Below are 19298 nucleotides of genomic sequence, written 5' to 3' on the forward strand. Positions count from 1 at the left end.
CGAGACGATCGCCTACGACGCGGCGCGGGCGAAGGCGATGAAGGCATGAGCATGGACATCACCGACGTCGACAGGGTTCCGGCGCTGTTCGCCAAGCACGACGGTCCGACGCTGGCCGGCCTCACCTTCCGGGTGGGCCAGGCCGACGAGACCCTGGCCCGGCGCGGCATCACGCACCTGCTCGAGCACCTGGTGCTGCACGGCCACGGCCTGACCGACTACCACTACAACGGCAGCACCGGCGTCGTCGTCACCACCTTCCACCTGCAGGGCGGCGAGGACGACATCGTGGCGTACCTCAACGGCGTCTGCGCCTCGCTGCAGGCCCTGCCCATGCACCGGCTGGAGACCGAGCGTCAGGTGCTGCGAGCGGAGGAGCGCGGCCGGAGCTCCGGGGCGGCGGACTCGCTGGCGCTGTGGCGCTACGGCGCGCGCACTTACGGCCTGCCCGCGTACGGCGAGATGGGCCTGCCCCGGATCGGCCCCGACGAGCTGCAGTGGTGGGCGCGGACCTGGTTCACCCGGCAGAACGCGGTGCTCTGGGTGGCCGGCGAGCGGATCCCACCGGCCCTGAAGCTCGCGCTGCCCGACGGCGAGCGGCGCCCGGTGCCGGCCCCGACGACCGCGCTGCGCGGCACGCCCGCCTACTTCTGCGGCGACGGCAACCACGTGGCCTACGACGGGATCGTCCGGCGCGGCACCGCCGGCATGGTGCTCTCCGAGGTGCTGGAGCGGGAGCTGTACCGCAGCCTGCGCCAGGAGGACGGCAACTCCTACACCGCCGCGACCAACTACGACCCGCGCGGGGACGGATACGCCGTCGTCACCGCGATCGCCGACAGCGTGCCCGACAAGCAGGACGCCGTCCTCGGCGGCTTCGTCGACGTGCTGGCCAAGCTGCGGGCCGGCCGGATCGAGCAGGCCGACCTCGACGCGGTGCGGGCCAAGGCCGAGGACAGCCTGCGCGGGCCGATGGCCGACGTCGGCCGGCTGCCCCTGCGCGCGTTCGACCTGCTCACCGGCGCGTCGCTGCGCAGCGTCGAGGAGGTGCGCGAGCAGTTGCGGGCGGTGACCGTGGCCGACGTGCACGGCGCGGCGCTGGAGATGCTCGGCTCTGGGCTGCTGCAGACGCCGCACGGGCACGACGCCGAGTGGGCCGGGTTCGCTCCGGCGCCGGTCAGCTCCGAGCGGGCGATCGAGGGGCCGCGGTACCCCTCCGTCGAGAACCCGCAGATCCGGCTCGTCGTCGGCGCGTCCGGGGTCGGCCTGGACCGCGAGGGCCGCCCGCCGGTGTCGATCCCGTTCGACCAGTGCGCGGTGTCGCTGGCCCATCCCGACGGCGGCCGCCAGCTGATCGGCGTCGACAGCCTGACGATCCGCGTCGAGCCGACGCTGTTCCACATCCCGCCGGAGGCCCTCGCCCACCTCGACGCGGCCCTGGCCCCGGTGACCGTGCCCCTGCCGGCGCGCGACCCCGAGGACATCCCGGTGCCGTCGAGCCCGGCCCCGGCGACGGTGACCGCGCCGCCGAAATCCTCGAACAAGGTCGGCCTCCTCGTCGGGGCGATCACGTCGCTGGTCCTGGCCGTGCTCGCGCTGTGCTGCGGCGGCCTCTGGACGCTCATCGTCAACGACAACTCCGACCCCGACCTGGACGTCCCGATGGACGGCTTCGCGGCCGTCGTGTTCGTAGTCACCTACGGAGGGTTCGTGGCCCTGGGCATTCTGGGTGTCTACCTGCTGCGGCGACGTAACAGAAAGTAGTTTTTCCGGAAGCGTTATTGACCCTGCGCCACCACGTCTCCTGAATAGGTTCGACAGGAGGCGCTGATGGGCACGGCCACGGTGATCGCGGCAAGGGCCGGCGACCAGCGGGCACTCGATGCCCTGGTCGGCGAGTACCTGCCGTTGATCTACAACATCATCGGGCGGGCGTTGCAGGGGCACGCCGACGTCGACGACGTCGTGCAGGAGACCATGCTGCGCGTGATCGACGGGTTACCCCGGCTGCGCGAGCCCGACAGCTTCCGCTCCTGGGTCGTGGCGATCGCGATGTCGCAGGTCCGCGACCGCCACCGCCGGCAGACGCAGGCGCCGCTGGTCGGGGACTGGGCCGACCCGACCGACACCGCCGACCCCGGCGCCGACTTCGCCGACCTGGCCATCACCCGGCTGCGCCTGTCCGGGCAGCGCCAGGAGGTCGCCGAGGCCACCCGCTGGCTCGACCACGACGACCGCGAGCTGCTGTCGCTGTGGTGGCTGGAGGCGGCCGGGCAGCTCGAGCGCGAGGAGGTCGTCGACGCGCTGCAGCTGACCCGCCAGCACGCGGCGGTGCGCATCCAGCGGATGAAGGCCCAGCTCGACGCGGCCCGGGCGGTCGTGCGGGCGCTGGCCGCCCGGCCCCGCTGCCCGGAGCTCAGCGCCGTCCTGCACAGCTGGGACGGCCGCCCCAGCGCCCTGTGGCGCAAGCGGCTGGCCCGGCACACCCGCGAGTGCCGGCAGTGCGACCGCGCCTGGTCGGACATGGTCGCCGCCGAGCGCCTGCTGGCCGGCGTGGCCCTCGTCCCGGTGCCCTTCGTGTTCAGCGCGATGGCGGCCGGATCGGGCGCCGCCACCACCACGACCGGGGCGGTGCTCACCACCAAGGGAGCCGGTGGCCTCAAGGCCATGTTCTTCGGGTGGTTCGCCGCCGCCAAGCCGGCCATGGTCGGGGTGGCGGCGACGGTGGCGATCGCCGGTACCGCCGGCGCCGTCTATATCGCGACGCAGGGTGACGAGAAGCCCGCCGTGGTAGCGGCCGCCCCCTCCGAATCGGTGGCGCCCCCGGCGAGCGAGGCCCCGCCGCCGGCCCAGGCGCCCAGCAGCGCGCCGCCGCCGTCCAGCGCGACGCCCGCCAAGACGACGGTGCCGGCCGCGCCGCCGGCCAAGACGAGCGCCAAGAAGGGCGTGAGCACCAACGACAAGTTCGGGGGCAACAACGGCCCGGCGATGAAGGACGTCAAGGCGGCCTGGTACTACGACTGGTCGCCGAGCCCCATGTCCGGCGTCTCCGGAGTCGAGTTCGTGCCGATGATCTGGGGTGGCGGCAACGTCAGCGCCGACCTGGCCAAGGCCAAGGCGAACGGCAAGACGCTGCTGGCGTTCAACGAGCCGGACCTCAAGGAACAGTCGAACATGACCCCGGAGCAGGTCCTCGACCTGTGGCCGCAGCTGCAGCAGACCGGCATGCGGCTGGGCAGCCCGGCCCCGGCGTACGGCGCCGACACCCCCGGCGGCTGGTTCGACCGGTTCATGAAGGGCGTGCAGGAGCGCGGCTACCGCGTCGACTTCATCACCCTGCACTGGTACGGCGGCGACTTCGGCCCCAACGCGGCCAACCAGCTCAAGGGCTACATCCAGAACGTGTACAACCGCTACCACCTGCCGATCTGGCTGACCGAGTACGCCCTGATGAAGTTCGACAACGGCACCGTCTACCCCTCGACGGACCAGCAGGTCGCGTTCGTCAACAGCTCGACGGCCATGCTCCAGGGCCTGTCCTACGTCGAGCGGTACAGCTGGTTCCTGCTCTACACCAGCAAGTCCGGTGACACCGGGCTCTACAGCAACGGCACCACCCCGACCCAGGTGGGCGCCGCCTATCGAGCCGCAGGAGGATGATCGAAATGTCTCTGGATGCGAGATCGAGTGGAGCCGCCACACTGCTCGCCGCGCTCAACGAGGCCTGTGAGGATTTCCAGTTGTACGGCCAGCAGGTGGCCGCCGCGCACGGCCAGATGCACTGGGAGCTGATCGGCCGCATCGGGCGGATCGGCCCCGGCGAGTCCCCGTTCGCGCTGGTCGGCGTGGTGCTGCGGTACGAGCGGACCACGGTCGACCTGGGCGTGGACGTGTGGGTGCGCGAGGGCGGGTTCGAGGTGAGCGGCTACGCCACGATCGACGGGCGGCGGATGCTCATCGACCTGCCGGACGTGCTGACCGAGGACATCGACGAGGCGATCCGGGCGCTCAGGGAGTACACCCGGAGGCTTTGCGCTCGTCGAAACGTGCTCGAGGAAGCGGCCTGAACAGTCGCACCCCGACGGCCACCAGGCCGAGCACGGTGATGGCGACGCCGCAGGTCACCAGGGTCGCGGCCGGTCCGGTGGCCTGCACCAGCGGCGCGCCCAGCAGGGTGCCCAGCGGCGTGGAGACCACGAGCACGGCTCCGCGCGCGGCCAGCACCGACGGCAGGCAGGCGGCCGGGGTCAGGCGCTGAAAGATCGACATGCTCGCGGTCGGGTACGGCGCCCAGGCCAGCCCGGCCAGCGCCAGCGTGAGCAGGTCGGCCCAGCGCGGCAGGCCGAGCCCGAGCGGCAGGAGCAGCAGGCCGAACCCGAGCACCGAGCCGATCGAGGCCGGCCACAGCGGCAGGTGCGGCAGGTGCCCGGTGGTGATCGCGCCGATCACCGCGCCGATGCCGAACGCGGTGTACAGCATCGCCACCTCCTGCGCCGAGTCCGCGAACAGCGGCACCGCCACCGGCACCGGCCCGAACAGCAGGAAGAACCAGAACGACAGCGCCATGAGCGCGAACAGCCGCCGGTCCCGCCGGATCGCCACCAGCCCGGCCGAGCGCCGCTCCCGCTCCGGCAGCGCCGCGCGGGTGCGCACGAGCACGAACGAGACCGCCAGCACCGCGAACGTGGCCGCGTCGGCCGCCAGCACCGCGGCCGCGTCGAACCAGGCGATGAGCAGCCCGGCCAGCATCGGCCCGACCACCGTCGAGGCCTCCGTCAGCACCGTGAGCAGCGCGTTCGCCGGCACGTGGAGCTCGCTCGGGAGCACCTGGGCGACGAGCGTGTAGCGGCCGGCCGACCCCCAGGCCGAGAGCAGCGCGGAACAGGCCAGCAGCGTGGCGTACCGGCCGATGGTCAGCGCCCCTGACCAGGCCAGCAGCGGGATCGCGCCGAGGAACACGGTGCGCAGGGCGGCGTCCAGCGCGGCCAGGTGCGCCCCGCTCCGCCCGCGCAGGGGCCGGGCCAGCAGCACCGCCCCCAGCGCGCCCGGCAACGTGTACGCCGCGATGGCCAGCCCGACCCACAGCCCGCGCTGGTGGTGCGGCGCGACCTGCACGGCGAGCCAGCCGATCGCGACCGCGCTCATCCCGTCGCCGAGCGCCGAGATGGCCAGGCCGGGCAGCAACCGGGCGAAGACGCGGTTCCGTACCACCGGCCAATAGGGAGGCATCGATTGATTCTGGCCCATGCCCCGCATGGGGTCGATGACCAATATTGCTGCTTTACACACCACCCGGGCGCAGGCGGGGCAGGCGCGAGTCGACGTCCGGCACCGAGTAGCCCAGCGCCCGCAGCCGCGCGCTGACCTCCTCGATCGGCTTGCGGATCTTCTGCGCCGCGGCCAGCAGATGGTTCAGCGGCACCGGCTGGGACGCGTCCAGCCACGGGCGCGAGCCGTCCAGGTCGGTGCTGGCCAGCAGCAGGTCGTTCGGCTTCACCGAGTCCACGGCGATGCTCGAAAGATCCACGTCCACGGTGTACCCGAGGGTCTCCAGCCGGGCCGCGATCTCGTGCACGGGGCGGCGCACCCGGCGGGCGGCCTGGAGCAGGTGCGGCAGCGGCACCTGCTCGTCGAGGTCGAGCCACGGCTGCGACCCGTCGAGATCGCGGCTGGTGATGAGCAGGTCGTCCGGCTCGACCTGGTCCAGCGACGGCCCGGCGCCGTTGAGGCTCACCGCGTAGCCCAGGAACGTCAGGCGGGCCGCGATGTCGTGCACGCTGCGGCGGGTCCGCTGGGCGGCGCGCAGGATGCGGATGGTCGGGACCGGCTTCATCGGGTCCAGCCAGGGGTCCGACCCGTCGAGGTCCTCGCTGGTGATGGTCAGGTCGTCGGGCTCCAGGTGGTCGATGAGGATCGCGTCGGGGTCGACGTCGACGCGGTACCCGCACGCCGACAGCCGCGCCGCCACCTCGCCCACCTCGCGCCCGGTCGACTCGGCCGCCCGCAGCAGGTGGATCAGCGGCACCGGGCGGGACGAGTCCAGCCACGGCTGCGAGCCGTCCAGGTCACGGCTGGCCAGCTGCAGGTCCTCGGGTTCGAGCTTGACCACCTCGATCGCGTCGAGGTTGCCGCCGAGGGTGAAGCCGAACGAGCGGAGCCGGGCCACGACCTCCGGCACCGGGCGCGAGGACCGCTCGGCCGCCCGCAGCACGTGCACCGGCGCCACCTCCTCGCTCAGGTCCAGCCAGGGCGAGGTGCTGTCCAGGTCGCGGGAGATGAGGACCAGGTCGTCGGGTTCGGTGGTGAGCGTCTCCCAGCCGGCGTCGAGCGGGTACCCCAGCAGCGCCAGCCGCGCCGCGGTCTCCTCGGCCGGCAGCCCGACCTTGTGCGCCGCCCGCAGCAGGTGCAGCAGGGTCACCGGCTCCCGCGGGTCCAACCACGGGTGCGAGCCGTCCAGGTCGCGGCTGGCGATGGTCAGGTCCTTCGGGCCGAACTGCTCCAGCGGCAGCACCTCGACGTCCACGTCCACCTCGAAGCCGAGCTGGCGCAGCCGGGCCACGACCTGGTGCACGCTCCGGCCGCTGCGGTGCGCGGCGCGCAGCAGGTGCACCAGGTGCACCGGCTGGTCGGGCTGCAGCCAGGGCCGCGTCCCGTCCACGTCGCGGCTGGTGAAGATCAGGTCGTCGGGGTCCACGCCGACGCTCGCCGCGCCGACCGACGGCTCGAAGCCGAGCGCCTCCAGCCGGGCCGCGATCTCGGGTGCCGAGCGGCCGGTCTTGCGGGCCGCCCGGACGAGGTGCACCAGCGGGACGATGTCGACCGGGTCCAGCCACGGGCCGGTACCGTCGACGTCCACACTGAGCAGCAGTGCGTCGGACGGGCGGGCCCGCATGGCCCGCCGCCAGTCCGGTCCCGGCTTGAGCACCTTGCGGTAGCGCCCGCCCGCGGCGAGTGCGGTGAGCCGCCACTCGACGAGCTCGTCCGGGCCGCCGACCGGGCCGTCGTTGGCCACGAAGCAGCCGGTGACGGCCGCGTCGACGGTCTCGCCGTCCATCTCCCACTTGCCGTGTCCGCGCTCGATCGCCTGCTCGTAGATCAGGTCGGCGACCAGCGGACGGACGGGGGCCAGCCGGCACAGCCACTCGTAGCCCAGCAGGGTCGTGCCGGGTGCGGTCAGGGCCGGAACGGCTTCCCACAGGAGGCGGTCGACGTCGTCCTCGCGGTACGCGAGAATCTTGGTCCGGTCGACGGACAGCCGCGGGGCGAGGTCGCGGTTGAGGTTGACCACCGCCCCGAAGATCTCCTTGCCGGCGTAGAGCCCGTCGGCCAGCAGCGCGCCGTTGTTGCGGCACCACCAGACCCGCGCGCCCTCGGCCGCGACCACGCCCGGCCCGACGCGCTCCTCGTCGTCCTCGTCGTCGCCCAGGTCCTCGGCGGCCGAGGACAGCTCGCCGGGCGCCCAGGCCTGGCTCTGCACGCCGTCGGTCGCGTCGGTGCCGAACTCGGCCACCCACAGCAGCTTGCGCAGCTCCTCGACCGAGCTGACGGTCACGCCCTCGCGCAGGTGCAGCCGGACCGTCGTGCCGGTATCGGTGCCCGGCCCCAGGTCCTGGATGCGGAACAGGCTGCCCGGGCCCGCGATCGAGACCCGCAGCCGCTCGCCGGCCTGCCCGTCGCGGCCCATCCGGCAGGTCTCCACGGTCAGCTCGTCGGCGAGCATGAAGTAACTGAGCACGCCGATGCCGAACCGGCTGTTGGGGAAGAGCTGCACCGGCGGGTCGAGGCGGGCCCACTCGGCCTGCTCCTCGAGGAACTCCGGCAGGTCGGCCAGGCGGACGCCGGCCTGCGAGAAGACCTCGCTGAGCTCGCGCACGCCCATGCCGATGCCGTTGTCGGTGCAGTCGAGATAGCCCCGGCCGTCGGCGTCGACGCCTTGGACGAACTTGATCCGCCCGTCCCACGGGAGCTTTCGATCATGGGCCCGCGTCAGGTACTCCGTGCGCGCCTCGCGGTAGCGGCAGGCGTCGAGGGCGTTCTGGTACAGCTCGCGGATGGCCAGCGCCGGGTCCCCGTAGAGCTGCTCGCCCATGAGCAGCTCCCGCACCCGGTCCTCGGCGAGCCGGAACCGCACGCCGGCCGACTGGTAGGCCGGCACCCCGTCGCGGATCAGCGGCCCGACGTCGTCGGTGGCGGCCCGGTTGGGCAGGTGCCGCAGCGGCAGCAGCACGTCGTCGCGGCTGGTGGCCCGCTGGGCCTCGGCGAGCAGCTGGTTGAGCGTGTCGATGTGGGCCCGCAGCGCCACCTCGATCGACGGGTGGGCGCAGGCCGCGGTGAGCACCAGCGTGGCCCCGCGCGGCTCCCAGTGCGAACCGCGCACGGTCTCCAGCACCTGGCCGGGCGTGACGGGGTCGCCGATGCCGAGATGCTCGCCGATCACCTCGGGCAGCACCGTGACCTCGATCGCCAGGCCGCGCGCGATGGCGAGCAGAAAACCTACGAGCCGCTCTCGTACCGCACCGTGCTGCGACAGCAGCGACTCCGGCCGGTCGTGGCGGTTCAGGAACGCCGGGTCGGCCCGCACCGCGCGCAGCAGCTCGGCGGTGCGCGCGTCCTCGGCCGCACCGGTCAGCGCGGCGATCGTCCCCGGCTGATAGGCCTGCGGCCGGCGCCCGATCCACCGGTGCAGCAGCCACCAGCCGAGCTCGGCCGCGGTCTCCCGGCGCCCGGCCCGGATCGCGGCCAGGGCGCGGCGGTGCGGCTGGGCATACGTCTGCGTGAAGCGCTCGAACGCGGCCCGGTCGCTGCTCGCGTCCTGCGAGGGCTCCAGGTCGCCGGGCTCCACCCCGCGCTCCTGGGCCGCCAGCCCCGACCACAGAGCGTCATGCAGCATCGGTACCGTCACGAGCAGGACCGCCTCCGGCCCGCTGAACTTCTCGGTGTCCGGCAGCATCCCGATCAGGTGCTGGACCTGCTGCGACATCCGATCGCCGAAGTCGTCGTCCTGCCACGGGTCGTCGCCCAGCGCGGCGGCCGCCCGCCCGCGCGCGACGGCCAGTTCGGCCGCCAGCGCGACGGCTTGGTCACGGAACGTGGACGCGTCGTCGACGCGACCCCAAACCGTATGCTGCCCCGCGATCGTTTCCCAGCCCGTTGGCGCCATGCGGGAAAACTTACCGGCCGTCGGCAACGCACTGCGCCGAATACCGCGCGCCGCCGTCGCAGAAGTGCCCGACATCGGACTTACGGCCGGTCGCCTTTTGTTGCGTCAGCAGCTACGGTGCTCCGGGCGAGACCCGTCACCGGAAGGGGATTCACGGCATGTCCGTCGCTGGAGACGGGGACAACGCAGGCGATTCGGGCGCTGAGACGCCGGTCGCCGGGCCGCTGCCACCCGCCGCCGGTCCCCAGGCCCGACACCGCGTGCCGCCAACAGCCACCGCGGCGGCGCGGGTCCTGCCGGAGCCCTTCACCCCACCGAAGCCGACGATTCCGGCGATTCCCCACCAGCGCCGCCCCGACGGTCCCACAGCGATTGCCATGGCTTCGGTCCCTTCCCCGTCGTCCGCCTCGGATGAGGCTGATCCTTCAACGGTGGCCACGCTGGCCGGCGAGGCCCGCGCGGACGCGGCCGACATGGGTGACATGCAGAACGTGGAGTTCATCGTCTCGCTGCCCGGCCTGTCCAACGAGCCCGTCCCTGTCGCTGATCCCTCGGTGGAAACGGTCGAGGGCGAGCTGGTCACGGCCGAACCCCTGATGGCCGCCGACGACTCGCCGACGGTGGCCGACTACCACGCCCCCGCCCTGGCCATCGTCACCGACTACGCCCACGAGGACGCCGACGACTACCGAGGCAGCCGCCGCCGCGTGATGCCCTGGCGCCGCTACCCGGTCGGCGCGGTGGCGGTGGCCGTCCTGCTCCTGCTGGTAACCGGCGCCGTGGTCTTCTCCACGGTCCGCAGCGACAGCACCGCGAGCAGCCACGACGACGGCCTCCCGGCCAAGGTCCCGTCGGTGGACCTGCCCGGCAGCGGCCAGCCCCAGGCCGCGGCCGGCAGCCCCTCGGAGGACGCGCTCATCGCCCCGCCGACGGAGGCCGCCGCCGACCCGGTGCCGACCCGCCCGCGGACCACCGCGACCGGCGGCCAGGCGACCACCGCTCCGGCCACCACGGCCGCCGCCCCCACCAAGACCCAGACCACGGCCGCGGCCCCGCCGCCGCCTCCCGCGCCGCCGACCCAGGGCCGCCTGGTGGGCTCGCAGTCCAACAAGTGCGCGGAGTACCGCAGCGGCTCCTCGAACCGCATCGTCATCGACAACTGCGACTCCCAGAACAACCAGGTCTGGAAAATCAAGGGCGACCCCACGAAGGGCGCCACCCTGGTATCGGCGGACAACGGCTACTGCCTGGACGTCCCGAACGCGGGCAAGGACAACGGCACGATCCTGCAGGTGTACAGCTGCAACGGCACGGTCGCCCAGACCTGGGTCCGGCGGGCCGACAACACCTGGCAGAACCCGAACTCGAAGAAGTGCGTGACCGCGGCCGGCACCGGGGCGGGCAGCTACGTCGTCATCTACGACTGCGTCGGCGCCTCCGTGCAGGTCTGGACCATGCGGTAGCCACTCCGACCCATCACGACGCGGGTCCGGAATCCGTCCGGTGAGCGTTGACATTGACGTCCATGATGATGTTATGGACAGGCGGGCCGCTGCCGCCCTGGCCGTCTTCTTGACGGCCGGCGTGCTGATCCTGGTCGGGATGGGCGTCGGCCTGCCGGCACCGCACGGCTGGGACGAGCTGAGCGACGCCTTCTCGGTGGTGAACGGGATCTTCTCGGCGTTGGCGCTGATCGTCGTGCTGGTGACTGTGTGGATTCAGTTCAACGAACTCCGCATGCAGCGAGCCGAACTCCGCATGCAACGCGAGGCGGCGGAACAGTCCCGGCACGAACTGTTCCGCTCGTCCGAGTCGGTGTTTCGCGAGTTGCACGTGCACCTGCTGGAGATGGCGATCAATGACGAGGATCTCGCCGAGGTCTGGCCGGAGTCGGCCCTGACGTTGATCCGGTGCGCCGCAAGCAGTTCCTCTACGCGAACCTGGTCCTGTCGCACATTCGCCTCGGGCATCTGACGTCCGGCCTCGGTCAGGACCACCTGCGCGAGACCATCGCGGACGTCTTTCAAAGCCCGATCATGCAGGATTTCTGGGAGTCCGTGCGCGAATACCGGCTACGCGTGCGGGCGAACGAACCAGGTAGTGGCGAGTTCGACCGCTTGTGCGAAGCGGCGTTTCAGCTCGTACGGACTCCCGCGGACTAGACGTCGGGAATATCTCGCTTCGCGTGCAGCATGGTGTCGCGGGTGATCACGACGATTCGCTCGTAATCGGCGACACCGGCATCCGGCGGGAGATGACCGATGAGGTCGACGGTCATGTCGGTCCCGATCACGGCAAACCGGCCGTCCTTCAGCTCGAAGATGTCGGGGCAGCTGAGCTCTTCTCGAGAACCGCGCTGACGCGGTGTGGAACCTAACCGGCGCAGCACAAGCGAGCGCTCCATTGCGTCCTTCCGGGTGGTATCACGCTGGCAGCGAGTCGGAATTTTGGCGAACCCTACCAAGTCCCTCTGGATCGATTTGTTCTTCCGTTTGCTCGTCGCCTCGAACGCGGGTCCGCTTTCGCTCCAGTGCCGCCAGGGCGGCGACCGAGGCGAGCAGGATCGCGCCGCCCACCGCCGACCACGGCGTCAGCGGCTCGTGCAGGACCAGGGCACCCAACGCCACAGCCGCCAGTGGTTCGCTCAGCGCGACCACCGAAGCCGTCGTCGCTCGTACCACCGCAAGTCCTCGAAAGAACAGCGCATAAGCCAGCGCCGTGGGGACCGCGCCCAGGAACGCCAGCAGCCCCACCGTCTCGCCGAGGCCGTCGGAGCTGGGGATCAGGCCTTCGAACGCCGCGAACGGCAGCAGCGCCACCGCGCCGATCGCGAAGCCGCCCAAGGCTGAGTCGTACGGGTCGTCGGACGCGGCTCGGTTCAGCAGGGTGACCGCCGCATAGCCCGCGGCCGAGACCAGAGCGACCGCGATGCCGGCCAGCGGGTGCGGGCCGGTCTGTGGGTTCTGGGCCACCAGCAGGGTGAGGCCGACGACCGACGCGGCCACGATCGCGGCGCCCGCGCGGCCCAGGTGTTCGTGGAGGAAGAGGCGGGCGCCCAGGGCGATGAGGACCGGGCCGGAGCCCAGGGTCACGACGGTCACGATGCCGACGCCGCCCAGGGCGATCGCCACGTAGTACGCCGTCTGGTAGACCGCCATGCCCAGGCCGTTCAGCAGGAGCCAGCGCAGCTTCGGGCGGCGGGGGCCGGGGGTGCGCAGGACCGGGCGGAGCGCGGCGAGCAGGGCCAGGCCGCCGGCGTAGCGCCAGAACGTGACGGCGATCGGGCCGAGGTCGCTGTGGCGGTACAGCACCGCCGCGATGAAGCCGCCCACGCCCCACGAGACGGCGGCGAAGGCGATGAAGGTCAGGTTGAGGCCGATGGATGTGCGCATGCGGATGTCTCCCAAGAGGGCTGGATGGACGCGTCAGGTCGAACGCGGCAGCCGTTGGGCCGAAAAGGCCCGCTACCGGATCGGCGGCGGGCACACGATGCGCAGGCACATGCGGCGGACCTTAGCGATCGCCCCGCGGATGGACACGCGAATTTCCGGGCTGATCACGATGTGGTGACAAGTCGCCGACACCTCGGTGATGATCGACACGTACCGCGACCGCGACACGCCGGGCGACGCGCCGGTGAGCGGGGGATTCTTGCGCGGTCATCACTATTCGTGTACGGAACTTCTTCGAATAGTCACCTTTCGATCGGGTGACCGGGTTGGTGTGGTGCGCTTACGCTGTAGCGACACGCACAGCCGGAGGTCGCGCCGTGGCCATTCACACCCCCGCCACGTTGGCACAATCACCCCGTGACCTGCCCTGGACGCTCACGGGCGGGCGCGGCATCTTCGGTCTCGACCCGGTCACCGGGGCCATCGTGCTCTGGGTCGGGCTGATGGCGCTCATCGTGCTGTTCGTCCTGCTGGCGGCGTTTCTTTCACGCTGGAGCCTGTACCGGCTGAATCGCGCCGACCGCCGCGCCGCCGTCGAGGAGGCGGAGGCCAGTCTGAGCCCGGCCGAGCGGGCCCGGCTGCGGACCGAGGCCGGCGAGCTCATCCGCCAGGCCGCCGCGACCGCCGCCGCCGCGAAGCGGGCCCAGCTCACGGTCGTCGAGGCGCAGGCCCGCAGCCTGGCCGCGCAGACCGCGCGCGAGCACGCCTGGACCACGTTCGACGTGGCGCAGAAGGCGTACCAGGAGGCACTGCAGGCCGCCGGGCACGTCGCCGAGGCGCAGCAGCCGGTCACCGACCAGGACGACGAGACCAAGCGCGAGGTCTCCCGCGCGGCCCTGGACGCCTTCAAGCGCGGCGACATCACGGTCGACGCCCTCGAGCAGGTCTTCAAGGGCGTGGCCGGGGCCGACCCGCTGCAGGAGCTCGCGGCCCGCGAGGTCGAGCTGCGCCGCACCGCCGAAAGCCGAGCCCGCCGCCTGTACGAGGCGGCCGCCGCAACCGAACGCGCCGCCGTCAAGGCCGCCGACGTGGCCGTGGTGGCCGCCGCCGCACTGGCCCAGGAGGCGGCCGAGGTGGCGGAGGAGGCGGCCGAACTGCGCGACACGCTCGACGCGGCCCGGCAGGCCGGCATCACGGCGGCGACGCTGCTCCCGCGGGCGCGCGTGCCCCGCCAGCGCAGCCGCAACTCCCGCTCGGAGGCCGCGGACAAGGCCGCCCTGTCCACGCCCGAGGCCGTCTGACCAGCGGCGATATGTCGCGACGCGAAGCGCCCGACCTATCGGGCCAACATCAAGCAGTGTCGGAAAGAGCGTCCGGCGGCGCCGGAAACACCATCTCCGCCAGCGCCGACTGCAGCCGCGGCAGGTCCTCCGACGCGAGCTGAAACGACGCCCGGCAGATCTTGTCCACCCACAGGGAGACCACGACGGTGCCCCGTTGCGGGTGGCACGTGACCCGCATGGTGCGGTCCCCGCCGCGGCGGTCCTCGAACACGTCGCCCGACTTGGGCAGCGCAACAAGCTCACCCATGCATCGATGGTGCGGCACTGAACGCCGGTTCAGCAAGGGTTCCGTGCCGCATCATCCGCGAGATAGCCCGAGAAACGCGAGACCGCCCGAAACGAACTAGCCAGCGACCGGGATCACTGCCGTCGGCGACGGGTGCTCGATCACGACGCGAGCGGGATGCGGCACCCCCGAGTCGCGGTCGAGTTCGAGCAGCGCGACCGTGTTCGAGTGCTGGTTCGCCACGCACAGGGCGCCGTCCAGCACGACGAAGTGGCGGGGCCAGGTGCCGCCCGTGCTCACCTCGTCGATCGGGAGCAGGCCGCCGGCCTCGACCGCGAACGTGGTGATCGTGTCGTTGCCGCGGTTGGCCACGTAGAGGTGCCGGGCGTCCGCCGACAGCGCCAGCTCGCTGGGCAGGTTGTCGCCGACCGGCTGGACCAGGCACGACGGCTTCACGTCGAGCAGTTCGAAGCCCGAGGTGTAGGTCGCGACGGTCGAAGCCAGCTCGTTGGTCATGAACACCCGGCCGTCCGGGTGGAACACGAGGTGCCGCGGCCCGCTGCCCAGCGGCTGGACCGTGGTGGTGCGCAGGTGCTCCAGCCGGCCCTCGGGCGTGATCCGGTAGTGCACGATCGCGTCCATGCCCAGGTCCACGGCGTGCAGCGTGGTGCCGCGCACGGTCACCTGGTGGGCGTGCGGGCCCTCCTGCCGGTCCGGGTGGACGCTCGCCCCGGCGTGCTGGGCAAGATCCGTCCGGCGGTCCAGCCCGCCGTCCGGGCGCAGCGCGAACGCGGTGACGCTGCCGGTGCCGTAGTTGGCCACGAAGAGCCGGCCGTCCGCGACCACCGCGTGGCACGGAGAGCCGCCGCCGGTCGGCAGGGTATTGATCAGCTCGCCGCCGGGTGTGAAGGCCGAGACCTCGCCGTCGTCGAGTTCGCCGACGGCGTACCGCACGCCGCCCGGGCCCACCGCCAGGAAGCTGGGCGCGGGTGTCGACACCGGCGGCGCGAGCGGCTTGAAGTCGTCGTCGTAGGTGGAGTACTGGTCTGCGTAGGAGCCGATGAGCACTGGCACTCGACCAAGCCTAGGCTCCGCTTCATGGGTATGCAGCGCGGACGGCCCCTGATGCCCGGCTACGGCATCGAGCGGGGCGACGACGGCCTCATCGAGTGGGACATCGCCGAGCGGCGGCTCGCGACCGCCCACAACTACTGGATCGCCACGGTACGGCCCGACGGTCGCCCGCACGCCATGCCCGTCTGGGCCGCGTGGTGCGACGGCGCGCTCTGGTTCTCCAGCGGCCTGCAGTCGCGGAAGATTCGCAACCTTCGAGCGAACCCGGCGTGTACGGTCACCACCGAAGGGGGCGCCGAGCCGGTGATCGTCGACGGGACGGCGGAATTCGTGACCGAGGCGACAAAAGCGCTGCAGGTGTACCGCACGAAGTACAACTCCAGCCTTGAGCAAAAAGACAGCGCGATCGTGCGCGTCACGCCCATCGAAATCTTCGCGCTGGAAGAGGCGCGGTTCCTGCAGTCGCCCACCCGGTGGCGCCCGAACCCCTAAGGGTGGGGTCAGCACTACCACCAATCCCGGGGGCTGACGGGTTCGATCCCGCCGCGCGCATTCGCAACGCTGATGCGCATGACAACGCTGGCCCAGGCGGAAGCGAAACCGAAAGCGGAAGCGGACCGCGCCACCGACTTCGCCGTCCTCTCCCAACGAATCCGCGCGGCCGGCCTGCTCGATCGGCGGCCCGCGTACTACGCCCTCCGCCTCACCCTCGTGCTCGCCATGTACGTGGGCGGGTGGGCCGGGCTCGTCCTCACCCACAGCCTGTGGTTCGGCGTGCTGTTGGCCGTCGCCTCCGCGCAGGTCGCGCTGGTCGCCCACGATCTCGCGCACAAGCAGGTCTTCCGCGGCCGCCGCTGGTCCGAGGTGCTGGGCCTGCTGGCCGGCAACGTCATGATCGGCATGAGCTACGGCGCGTGGATGGACAAGCACACCCGTCACCACGCCAACCCGAACCACGAGGACCGCGACCCGGACGTCGCGCCCGACGTGATCGTGTGGTCGACCCGGCAGGCCGAGCAGGCGCGCGGGCCGGCGAAGTTCATCGGCGGGCATCAGGCGCTGCTGTTCTTCCCGCTGCTGCTCCTGGAGGGCTTCAACCTGCACGTGTCGAGCCTGCGGCGGGTCGGCACGGTCAAGCGCCGGCGTCTGGAGAGCTTCCTGTTGTACGGCCACATCGCCGTCTACCTCGCCGCCGCCTTCCTCATCCTGTCCCCGGGCACGGCGATCGCGTTCATCCTGGTCCACCAGTGCCTGTTCGGGCTGTACCTCGGGCTGACCTTCGCCCCGAACCACAAGGGCATGCCGATGCCCACCGCCGAGGACGAGCTGGACTTCCTGCGCAAGCAGGTGCTGACCTCGCGCAACGTGCGCGGCGGGCGCTGGGTCGACGTGCTGCTCGGCGGGCTGAACTACCAGATCGAGCACCACCTGTTCCCGAGCATGCCGACCCCGAACCTGCGCAAGGCCCAGCCGATCGTCGAGCGGTACTGCGCGGAGATCGGCGTCCCGTACCACTCGGCCACGTTCGTCGGCTCCTACGTCCAGGCCCTTCGCCACTTGCACGAGGCCGGCGCGCCGCTGCGGCGGTAGCTTCGAGATCGTGGACCATCTCGCACTCGCCGACTACCGGGCCCGGGTCGCCGCCATGTACCTCGCCGACGAGGACCTGGCCGGATTCCGGGCCCGCCGCGACGACCTCTTCGCCACCCACTCCCAGTCGGCCGCGCCCGGCCCGCTGCGCTACTTCCCGCCGTCCGACGAGTTCGTCGCCACGGTCGAGCTGACCCCGGCCGAGGGCAGCCTGGAGATCGCCACCGGCGGCCCGGACGGGGTGCTGCGCTACGAGCGCGCGGGCCTGCTCGCCACGCCGTGGGGGCCGCTGACGCTGTTCTGGCTGGACGCGTACGGCGGCGGGCTGTTCCTGCCCTTCCGCGACGGGACCAGTGGCCGGGAGACCTACGGCGCCGGCCGCTACCTGACCGACACGGTCAAGGGCACCCACGGCCGCGGTGTTGTCCCGCTGCCCGGCGGCCAGGTGCGGCTGGACTTCAACTACGCCTACAACCCGTCGTGCGCGTACGACGACCAGTGGGCCTGCCCGCTCGCCCCCTATGAGAACCGGCTGACCGAGCCGATCAGGGCAGGCGAGCTGAGCTACGAGTCACCGCCGACGGGCGCGTGACGCGCGCAACCGGCGCAGGCGCTGGACCACGAGCGGATCGTGGGCCAGCGCCAGCGGGTTGTCGAGCAGCGCGTTGAGCAGCTGGTAGTACCGCGTGGTGCTGACGCCGAACGAGTCGCGGATGGCCTGCTCCTTGGCCCCCGCCTGCCGCCACCACTGCTTCTCGAACGCCAGGATCTTCTTCCCGCGCTCGTCGAGCTCGGCCGGCTCCTCGGCGACAGCGACGTCGGGACGCTCGCCGGCGTCGCCCAGCAGATCGTCGCTGTCGATGAAGTCCTCGACGTCCTCTGTGGACGGTTGGGCGGGAACGCGGGCGGCCGCCAGGTCGTCGCGCTTCATGCGCACCACCCTAGTGGGTGAAGAGCGAGATCACCCAGCACGCAACGCAACTATGTGGACACTCAAGGTCAGCGCGTACCCGCCCACCCGAGGTCCGGCGCCGAGAACTCCAGGTCGCGCAGGACCTGGTCGGCCTCGTCGCGGGTGAAGTTGGCACTCGGCTCCTGCTCGTCCGGCACCCACAGCGTCACGCCGCCCGGCCGCTGCGCCCGCGCGTACGTGTGCGCCGGCGCCGCTCCCGTCGTGGCGATCACCATGCACTGCCGCGTGCGATCCACGGACATCGAGCTCAGCGAGGTCAGCCAGCCGCCCGGGCGCGGATGCACGCGCCAGGTCAGCAGCCCTTCGAACCGCTGCGGTACCGCGGGCATCCGCATGGTCACCGGCTGGACCGCCGGGTCCGCGCCGACCGACCGCGCGACCCGCAGCGCGACGTCCCTGGCCTGGGGCAGATCGGCGACCAGCACCGACACCGGGATGCCGTCGGGCTTCCAGGAGACCATCGTCAGGTCACCGGCCCGCAGCGTGCCCGGCCACGGCCCGATCATGACCGGTTCGCCCTCGCCGTTGTCGTCGAGCGTCTCGCCGATCGCCATCGAGACGCCGGGCGTGACGGAGTGGTCCTCCGGCTGGAAGGCGTCCCCGGGCAGCCAGGCGCGGCGGACGCCGATGAAGCCCGAGGAGACCTCCCGGTACCGCTCGGTCACCCCCGCCGGCAGCCAGCTCGGCGCCAACCGGAGCGGAATCCCGCCGGCCGGCGCACCGGACCCGGACGGTGCCGGCGACAGGGACGGTGCCGGCGACAGGGACGGCGCGGACGGCACGGACGGCGCTGGCGAGCCCGAAGGTGGTGCGACCGCCACGCCGCCACCGGCATCGCCCCGGCCCAGCAGCGGCAGGCCGACCGCCGTCGCGGCCGCCACCCCGCCCATCGCGCCCGCGCCCACGAGCAACGCGCGGCGCTGCCGGTGCACCCGCACCCGACCGGCGATCCGGGCCCGGACCCGCTCGGGCGGGGGAGCCGTCGCGGCCAGGGCCTCGTACGCGGCGCGCATCCGATCTTCATCCATCACGGCGTCCTCCAAGCAGGGACTGGGGCCGGTCGCTGCGCAGGGTGGCGAGGGCGCGTGCGGCGTGGCTGCGCACCGTCGCGGGCCGGCAGCCCAGCAGGTCGGCGATCTCGGGATCGGTGAGCCCCTCGTAGTACCGCAGCGCGACCACGATCCGCTGGCGCACCGGCAGCGCGGCGAGCCGGCGGAGCATGGCGTCCCGCTCGTCGACCGCCGTCGCCGGGTCGGCCTGCGGCGTGCCGGCCGCGTCGAGCGCCGCCAGCGACATCGGCACGACCCGGGCCGCCCGCCGCCGGCGCCACGAGGCCAGCTCGTTGACGATCATGCGTTTGACGTAGGCCTCGGGGACGTCCGCGGCGCTGATCCGGGCCCAGCGCGGCTGCGCCCGGGCCAGCACCTCCTGGACGATGTCCTCGGCGAGGTGCGGGTCGCAGGCGAGCACGGTGGCGTACCGCAGCAGGGCCGCCAGCCGGGCGCTGAGAAACTCCTCGAACTCCATCGCCCCTAACTTG

20 protein-coding genes are annotated in these 19298 nt (G+C 72.1%); 10 read left to right on the forward strand and 10 right to left on the reverse strand.

Annotated features, from left to right (window positions below):
- Positions 1-45 precede the first annotated feature (45 nt).
- The 3 genes from ACQP00_RS02170 to ACQP00_RS02180 all read left to right on the forward strand — a co-directional run bounded on the left by ACQP00_RS02170 (position 46) and on the right by ACQP00_RS02180 (position 4067).
- Complete coding sequence (locus ACQP00_RS02170; protein ID WP_433213541.1) at positions 46-1764, forward strand: M16 family metallopeptidase; 1719 nt, start codon at positions 46-48, stop codon at positions 1762-1764.
- Positions 1765-1830: 66 nt separating this feature from the next.
- Complete coding sequence (locus ACQP00_RS02175; RefSeq protein ID WP_433213544.1) at positions 1831-3660, forward strand: sigma-70 family RNA polymerase sigma factor; 1830 nt, start codon at positions 1831-1833, stop codon at positions 3658-3660.
- A 5-nt stretch (positions 3661-3665) separates the two neighbouring features.
- Complete coding sequence (locus ACQP00_RS02180) at positions 3666-4067, forward strand: hypothetical protein (RefSeq protein WP_433213547.1); 402 nt, start codon at positions 3666-3668, stop codon at positions 4065-4067.
- Here ACQP00_RS02180 and ACQP00_RS02185 read toward each other — a convergent pair.
- Both ACQP00_RS02185 and ACQP00_RS02190 read right to left on the reverse strand, forming a co-directional pair.
- Entirely contained in the window at positions 4009-5229 is a 1221-nt protein-coding gene (locus ACQP00_RS02185; protein ID WP_433213551.1) for an MFS transporter, read from the reverse strand. The genes ACQP00_RS02180 and ACQP00_RS02185 overlap by 59 nt on opposite strands.
- A 52-nt stretch (positions 5230-5281) precedes the next feature.
- Positions 5282-9160 carry an HD domain-containing protein gene (locus tag ACQP00_RS02190; RefSeq protein WP_433213554.1) on the reverse strand — a complete coding sequence of 1293 codons (3879 nt, stop codon included), beginning with the start codon at positions 9158-9160 and terminating at the stop codon, positions 5282-5284.
- A 431-nt stretch (positions 9161-9591) separates the two neighbouring features.
- Between ACQP00_RS02190 and ACQP00_RS02195 the strand changes: the two genes are divergently transcribed.
- From ACQP00_RS02195 to ACQP00_RS02205, 3 genes are all read left to right on the forward strand, one after another.
- A complete protein-coding gene (locus ACQP00_RS02195; protein ID WP_433213557.1) occupies positions 9592-10623 on the forward strand; it encodes an RICIN domain-containing protein in 1032 nt (343 codons plus the stop codon).
- 73 nt (positions 10624-10696) lie between these two features.
- Positions 10697-11134: a DUF6082 family protein gene (locus ACQP00_RS02200; protein ID WP_433213560.1), complete on the forward strand. Its 438-nt coding sequence runs from the start codon at positions 10697-10699 to the stop codon at positions 11132-11134.
- Positions 11071-11322, forward strand: coding sequence for a DUF6082 family protein (locus tag ACQP00_RS02205; protein ID WP_433213563.1), 252 nt, complete (start codon positions 11071-11073; stop codon positions 11320-11322). Before ACQP00_RS02200 ends, ACQP00_RS02205 begins: the two co-directional genes overlap by 64 nt.
- On the opposite strand, the gene ACQP00_RS02210 is transcribed toward ACQP00_RS02205, so the two are convergent.
- The 3 genes from ACQP00_RS02210 to ACQP00_RS02220 all read right to left on the reverse strand — a co-directional run bounded on the left by ACQP00_RS02210 (position 11319) and on the right by ACQP00_RS02220 (position 12762).
- Positions 11319-11564, reverse strand: a complete 246-nt coding sequence (locus ACQP00_RS02210; protein ID WP_433213566.1) for a hypothetical protein — start codon at positions 11562-11564, stop codon at positions 11319-11321. The genes ACQP00_RS02205 and ACQP00_RS02210 overlap by 4 nt on opposite strands.
- 19 nt (positions 11565-11583) lie before the next feature.
- Positions 11584-12552, reverse strand: coding sequence for a DMT family transporter (locus ACQP00_RS02215; RefSeq protein ID WP_433213569.1), 969 nt, complete (start codon positions 12550-12552; stop codon positions 11584-11586).
- Between the two features lie 72 nt (positions 12553-12624).
- Positions 12625-12762, reverse strand: a complete 138-nt coding sequence (locus ACQP00_RS02220) for a hypothetical protein (protein WP_433213572.1) — start codon at positions 12760-12762, stop codon at positions 12625-12627.
- Between the two features lie 167 nt (positions 12763-12929).
- Here ACQP00_RS02220 and ACQP00_RS02225 point away from each other — a divergent pair, with 167 nt between their 5' ends.
- On the forward strand, positions 12930-13853 hold the full coding sequence (locus ACQP00_RS02225) for a hypothetical protein (RefSeq protein ID WP_433213575.1): 924 nt from the start codon (positions 12930-12932) through the stop codon (positions 13851-13853).
- A 49-nt stretch (positions 13854-13902) separates the two neighbouring features.
- On the opposite strand, the gene ACQP00_RS02230 is transcribed toward ACQP00_RS02225, so the two are convergent.
- Positions 13903-14142 carry a hypothetical protein gene (locus tag ACQP00_RS02230; RefSeq protein ID WP_433213578.1) on the reverse strand — a complete coding sequence of 80 codons (240 nt, stop codon included), beginning with the start codon at positions 14140-14142 and terminating at the stop codon, positions 13903-13905.
- 96 nt (positions 14143-14238) lie between these two features.
- Positions 14239-15195, reverse strand: coding sequence for a lactonase family protein (locus tag ACQP00_RS02235; RefSeq protein WP_433213581.1), 957 nt, complete (start codon positions 15193-15195; stop codon positions 14239-14241).
- A 24-nt stretch (positions 15196-15219) separates the two neighbouring features.
- Between ACQP00_RS02235 and ACQP00_RS02240 the strand changes: the two genes are divergently transcribed.
- The 3 genes from ACQP00_RS02240 (at position 15220) to ACQP00_RS02250 (ending at position 17377) form a co-directional block, all read left to right on the forward strand.
- Positions 15220-15687: a pyridoxamine 5'-phosphate oxidase family protein gene (locus ACQP00_RS02240; RefSeq protein WP_433213584.1), complete on the forward strand. Its 468-nt coding sequence runs from the start codon at positions 15220-15222 to the stop codon at positions 15685-15687.
- Between the two features lie 78 nt (positions 15688-15765).
- Positions 15766-16785 carry a fatty acid desaturase family protein gene (locus ACQP00_RS02245; protein WP_433213587.1) on the forward strand — a complete coding sequence of 340 codons (1020 nt, stop codon included), beginning with the start codon at positions 15766-15768 and terminating at the stop codon, positions 16783-16785.
- A gap of 10 nt (positions 16786-16795) precedes the next feature.
- Positions 16796-17377 (forward strand): DUF1684 domain-containing protein, encoded by a 582-nt coding sequence (locus tag ACQP00_RS02250; RefSeq protein WP_433213590.1) that lies wholly within the window; start codon positions 16796-16798, stop codon positions 17375-17377.
- On the opposite strand, the gene ACQP00_RS02255 is transcribed toward ACQP00_RS02250, so the two are convergent.
- From ACQP00_RS02255 to ACQP00_RS02265, 3 genes are all read right to left on the reverse strand, one after another.
- Positions 17357-17716, reverse strand: coding sequence for a DUF3263 domain-containing protein (locus ACQP00_RS02255; protein ID WP_433213593.1), 360 nt, complete (start codon positions 17714-17716; stop codon positions 17357-17359). The two genes, ACQP00_RS02250 and ACQP00_RS02255, sit on opposite strands and share 21 nt — an antisense overlap.
- 68 nt (positions 17717-17784) lie before the next feature.
- Positions 17785-18786, reverse strand: coding sequence for a hypothetical protein (locus tag ACQP00_RS02260; RefSeq protein ID WP_433213596.1), 1002 nt, complete (start codon positions 18784-18786; stop codon positions 17785-17787).
- Positions 18779-19285: a SigE family RNA polymerase sigma factor gene (locus tag ACQP00_RS02265; RefSeq protein ID WP_433213599.1), complete on the reverse strand. Its 507-nt coding sequence runs from the start codon at positions 19283-19285 to the stop codon at positions 18779-18781. The genes ACQP00_RS02260 and ACQP00_RS02265 overlap by 8 nt, the downstream gene beginning before the upstream one ends.
- Between the last annotated feature and the right edge of the window lie 13 nt (positions 19286-19298).

The sequence above is a fragment of the Dactylosporangium sp. CS-047395 genome (genome assembly GCF_050942185.1).
Lineage (GTDB): Bacteria > Actinomycetota > Actinomycetes > Mycobacteriales > Micromonosporaceae > Dactylosporangium.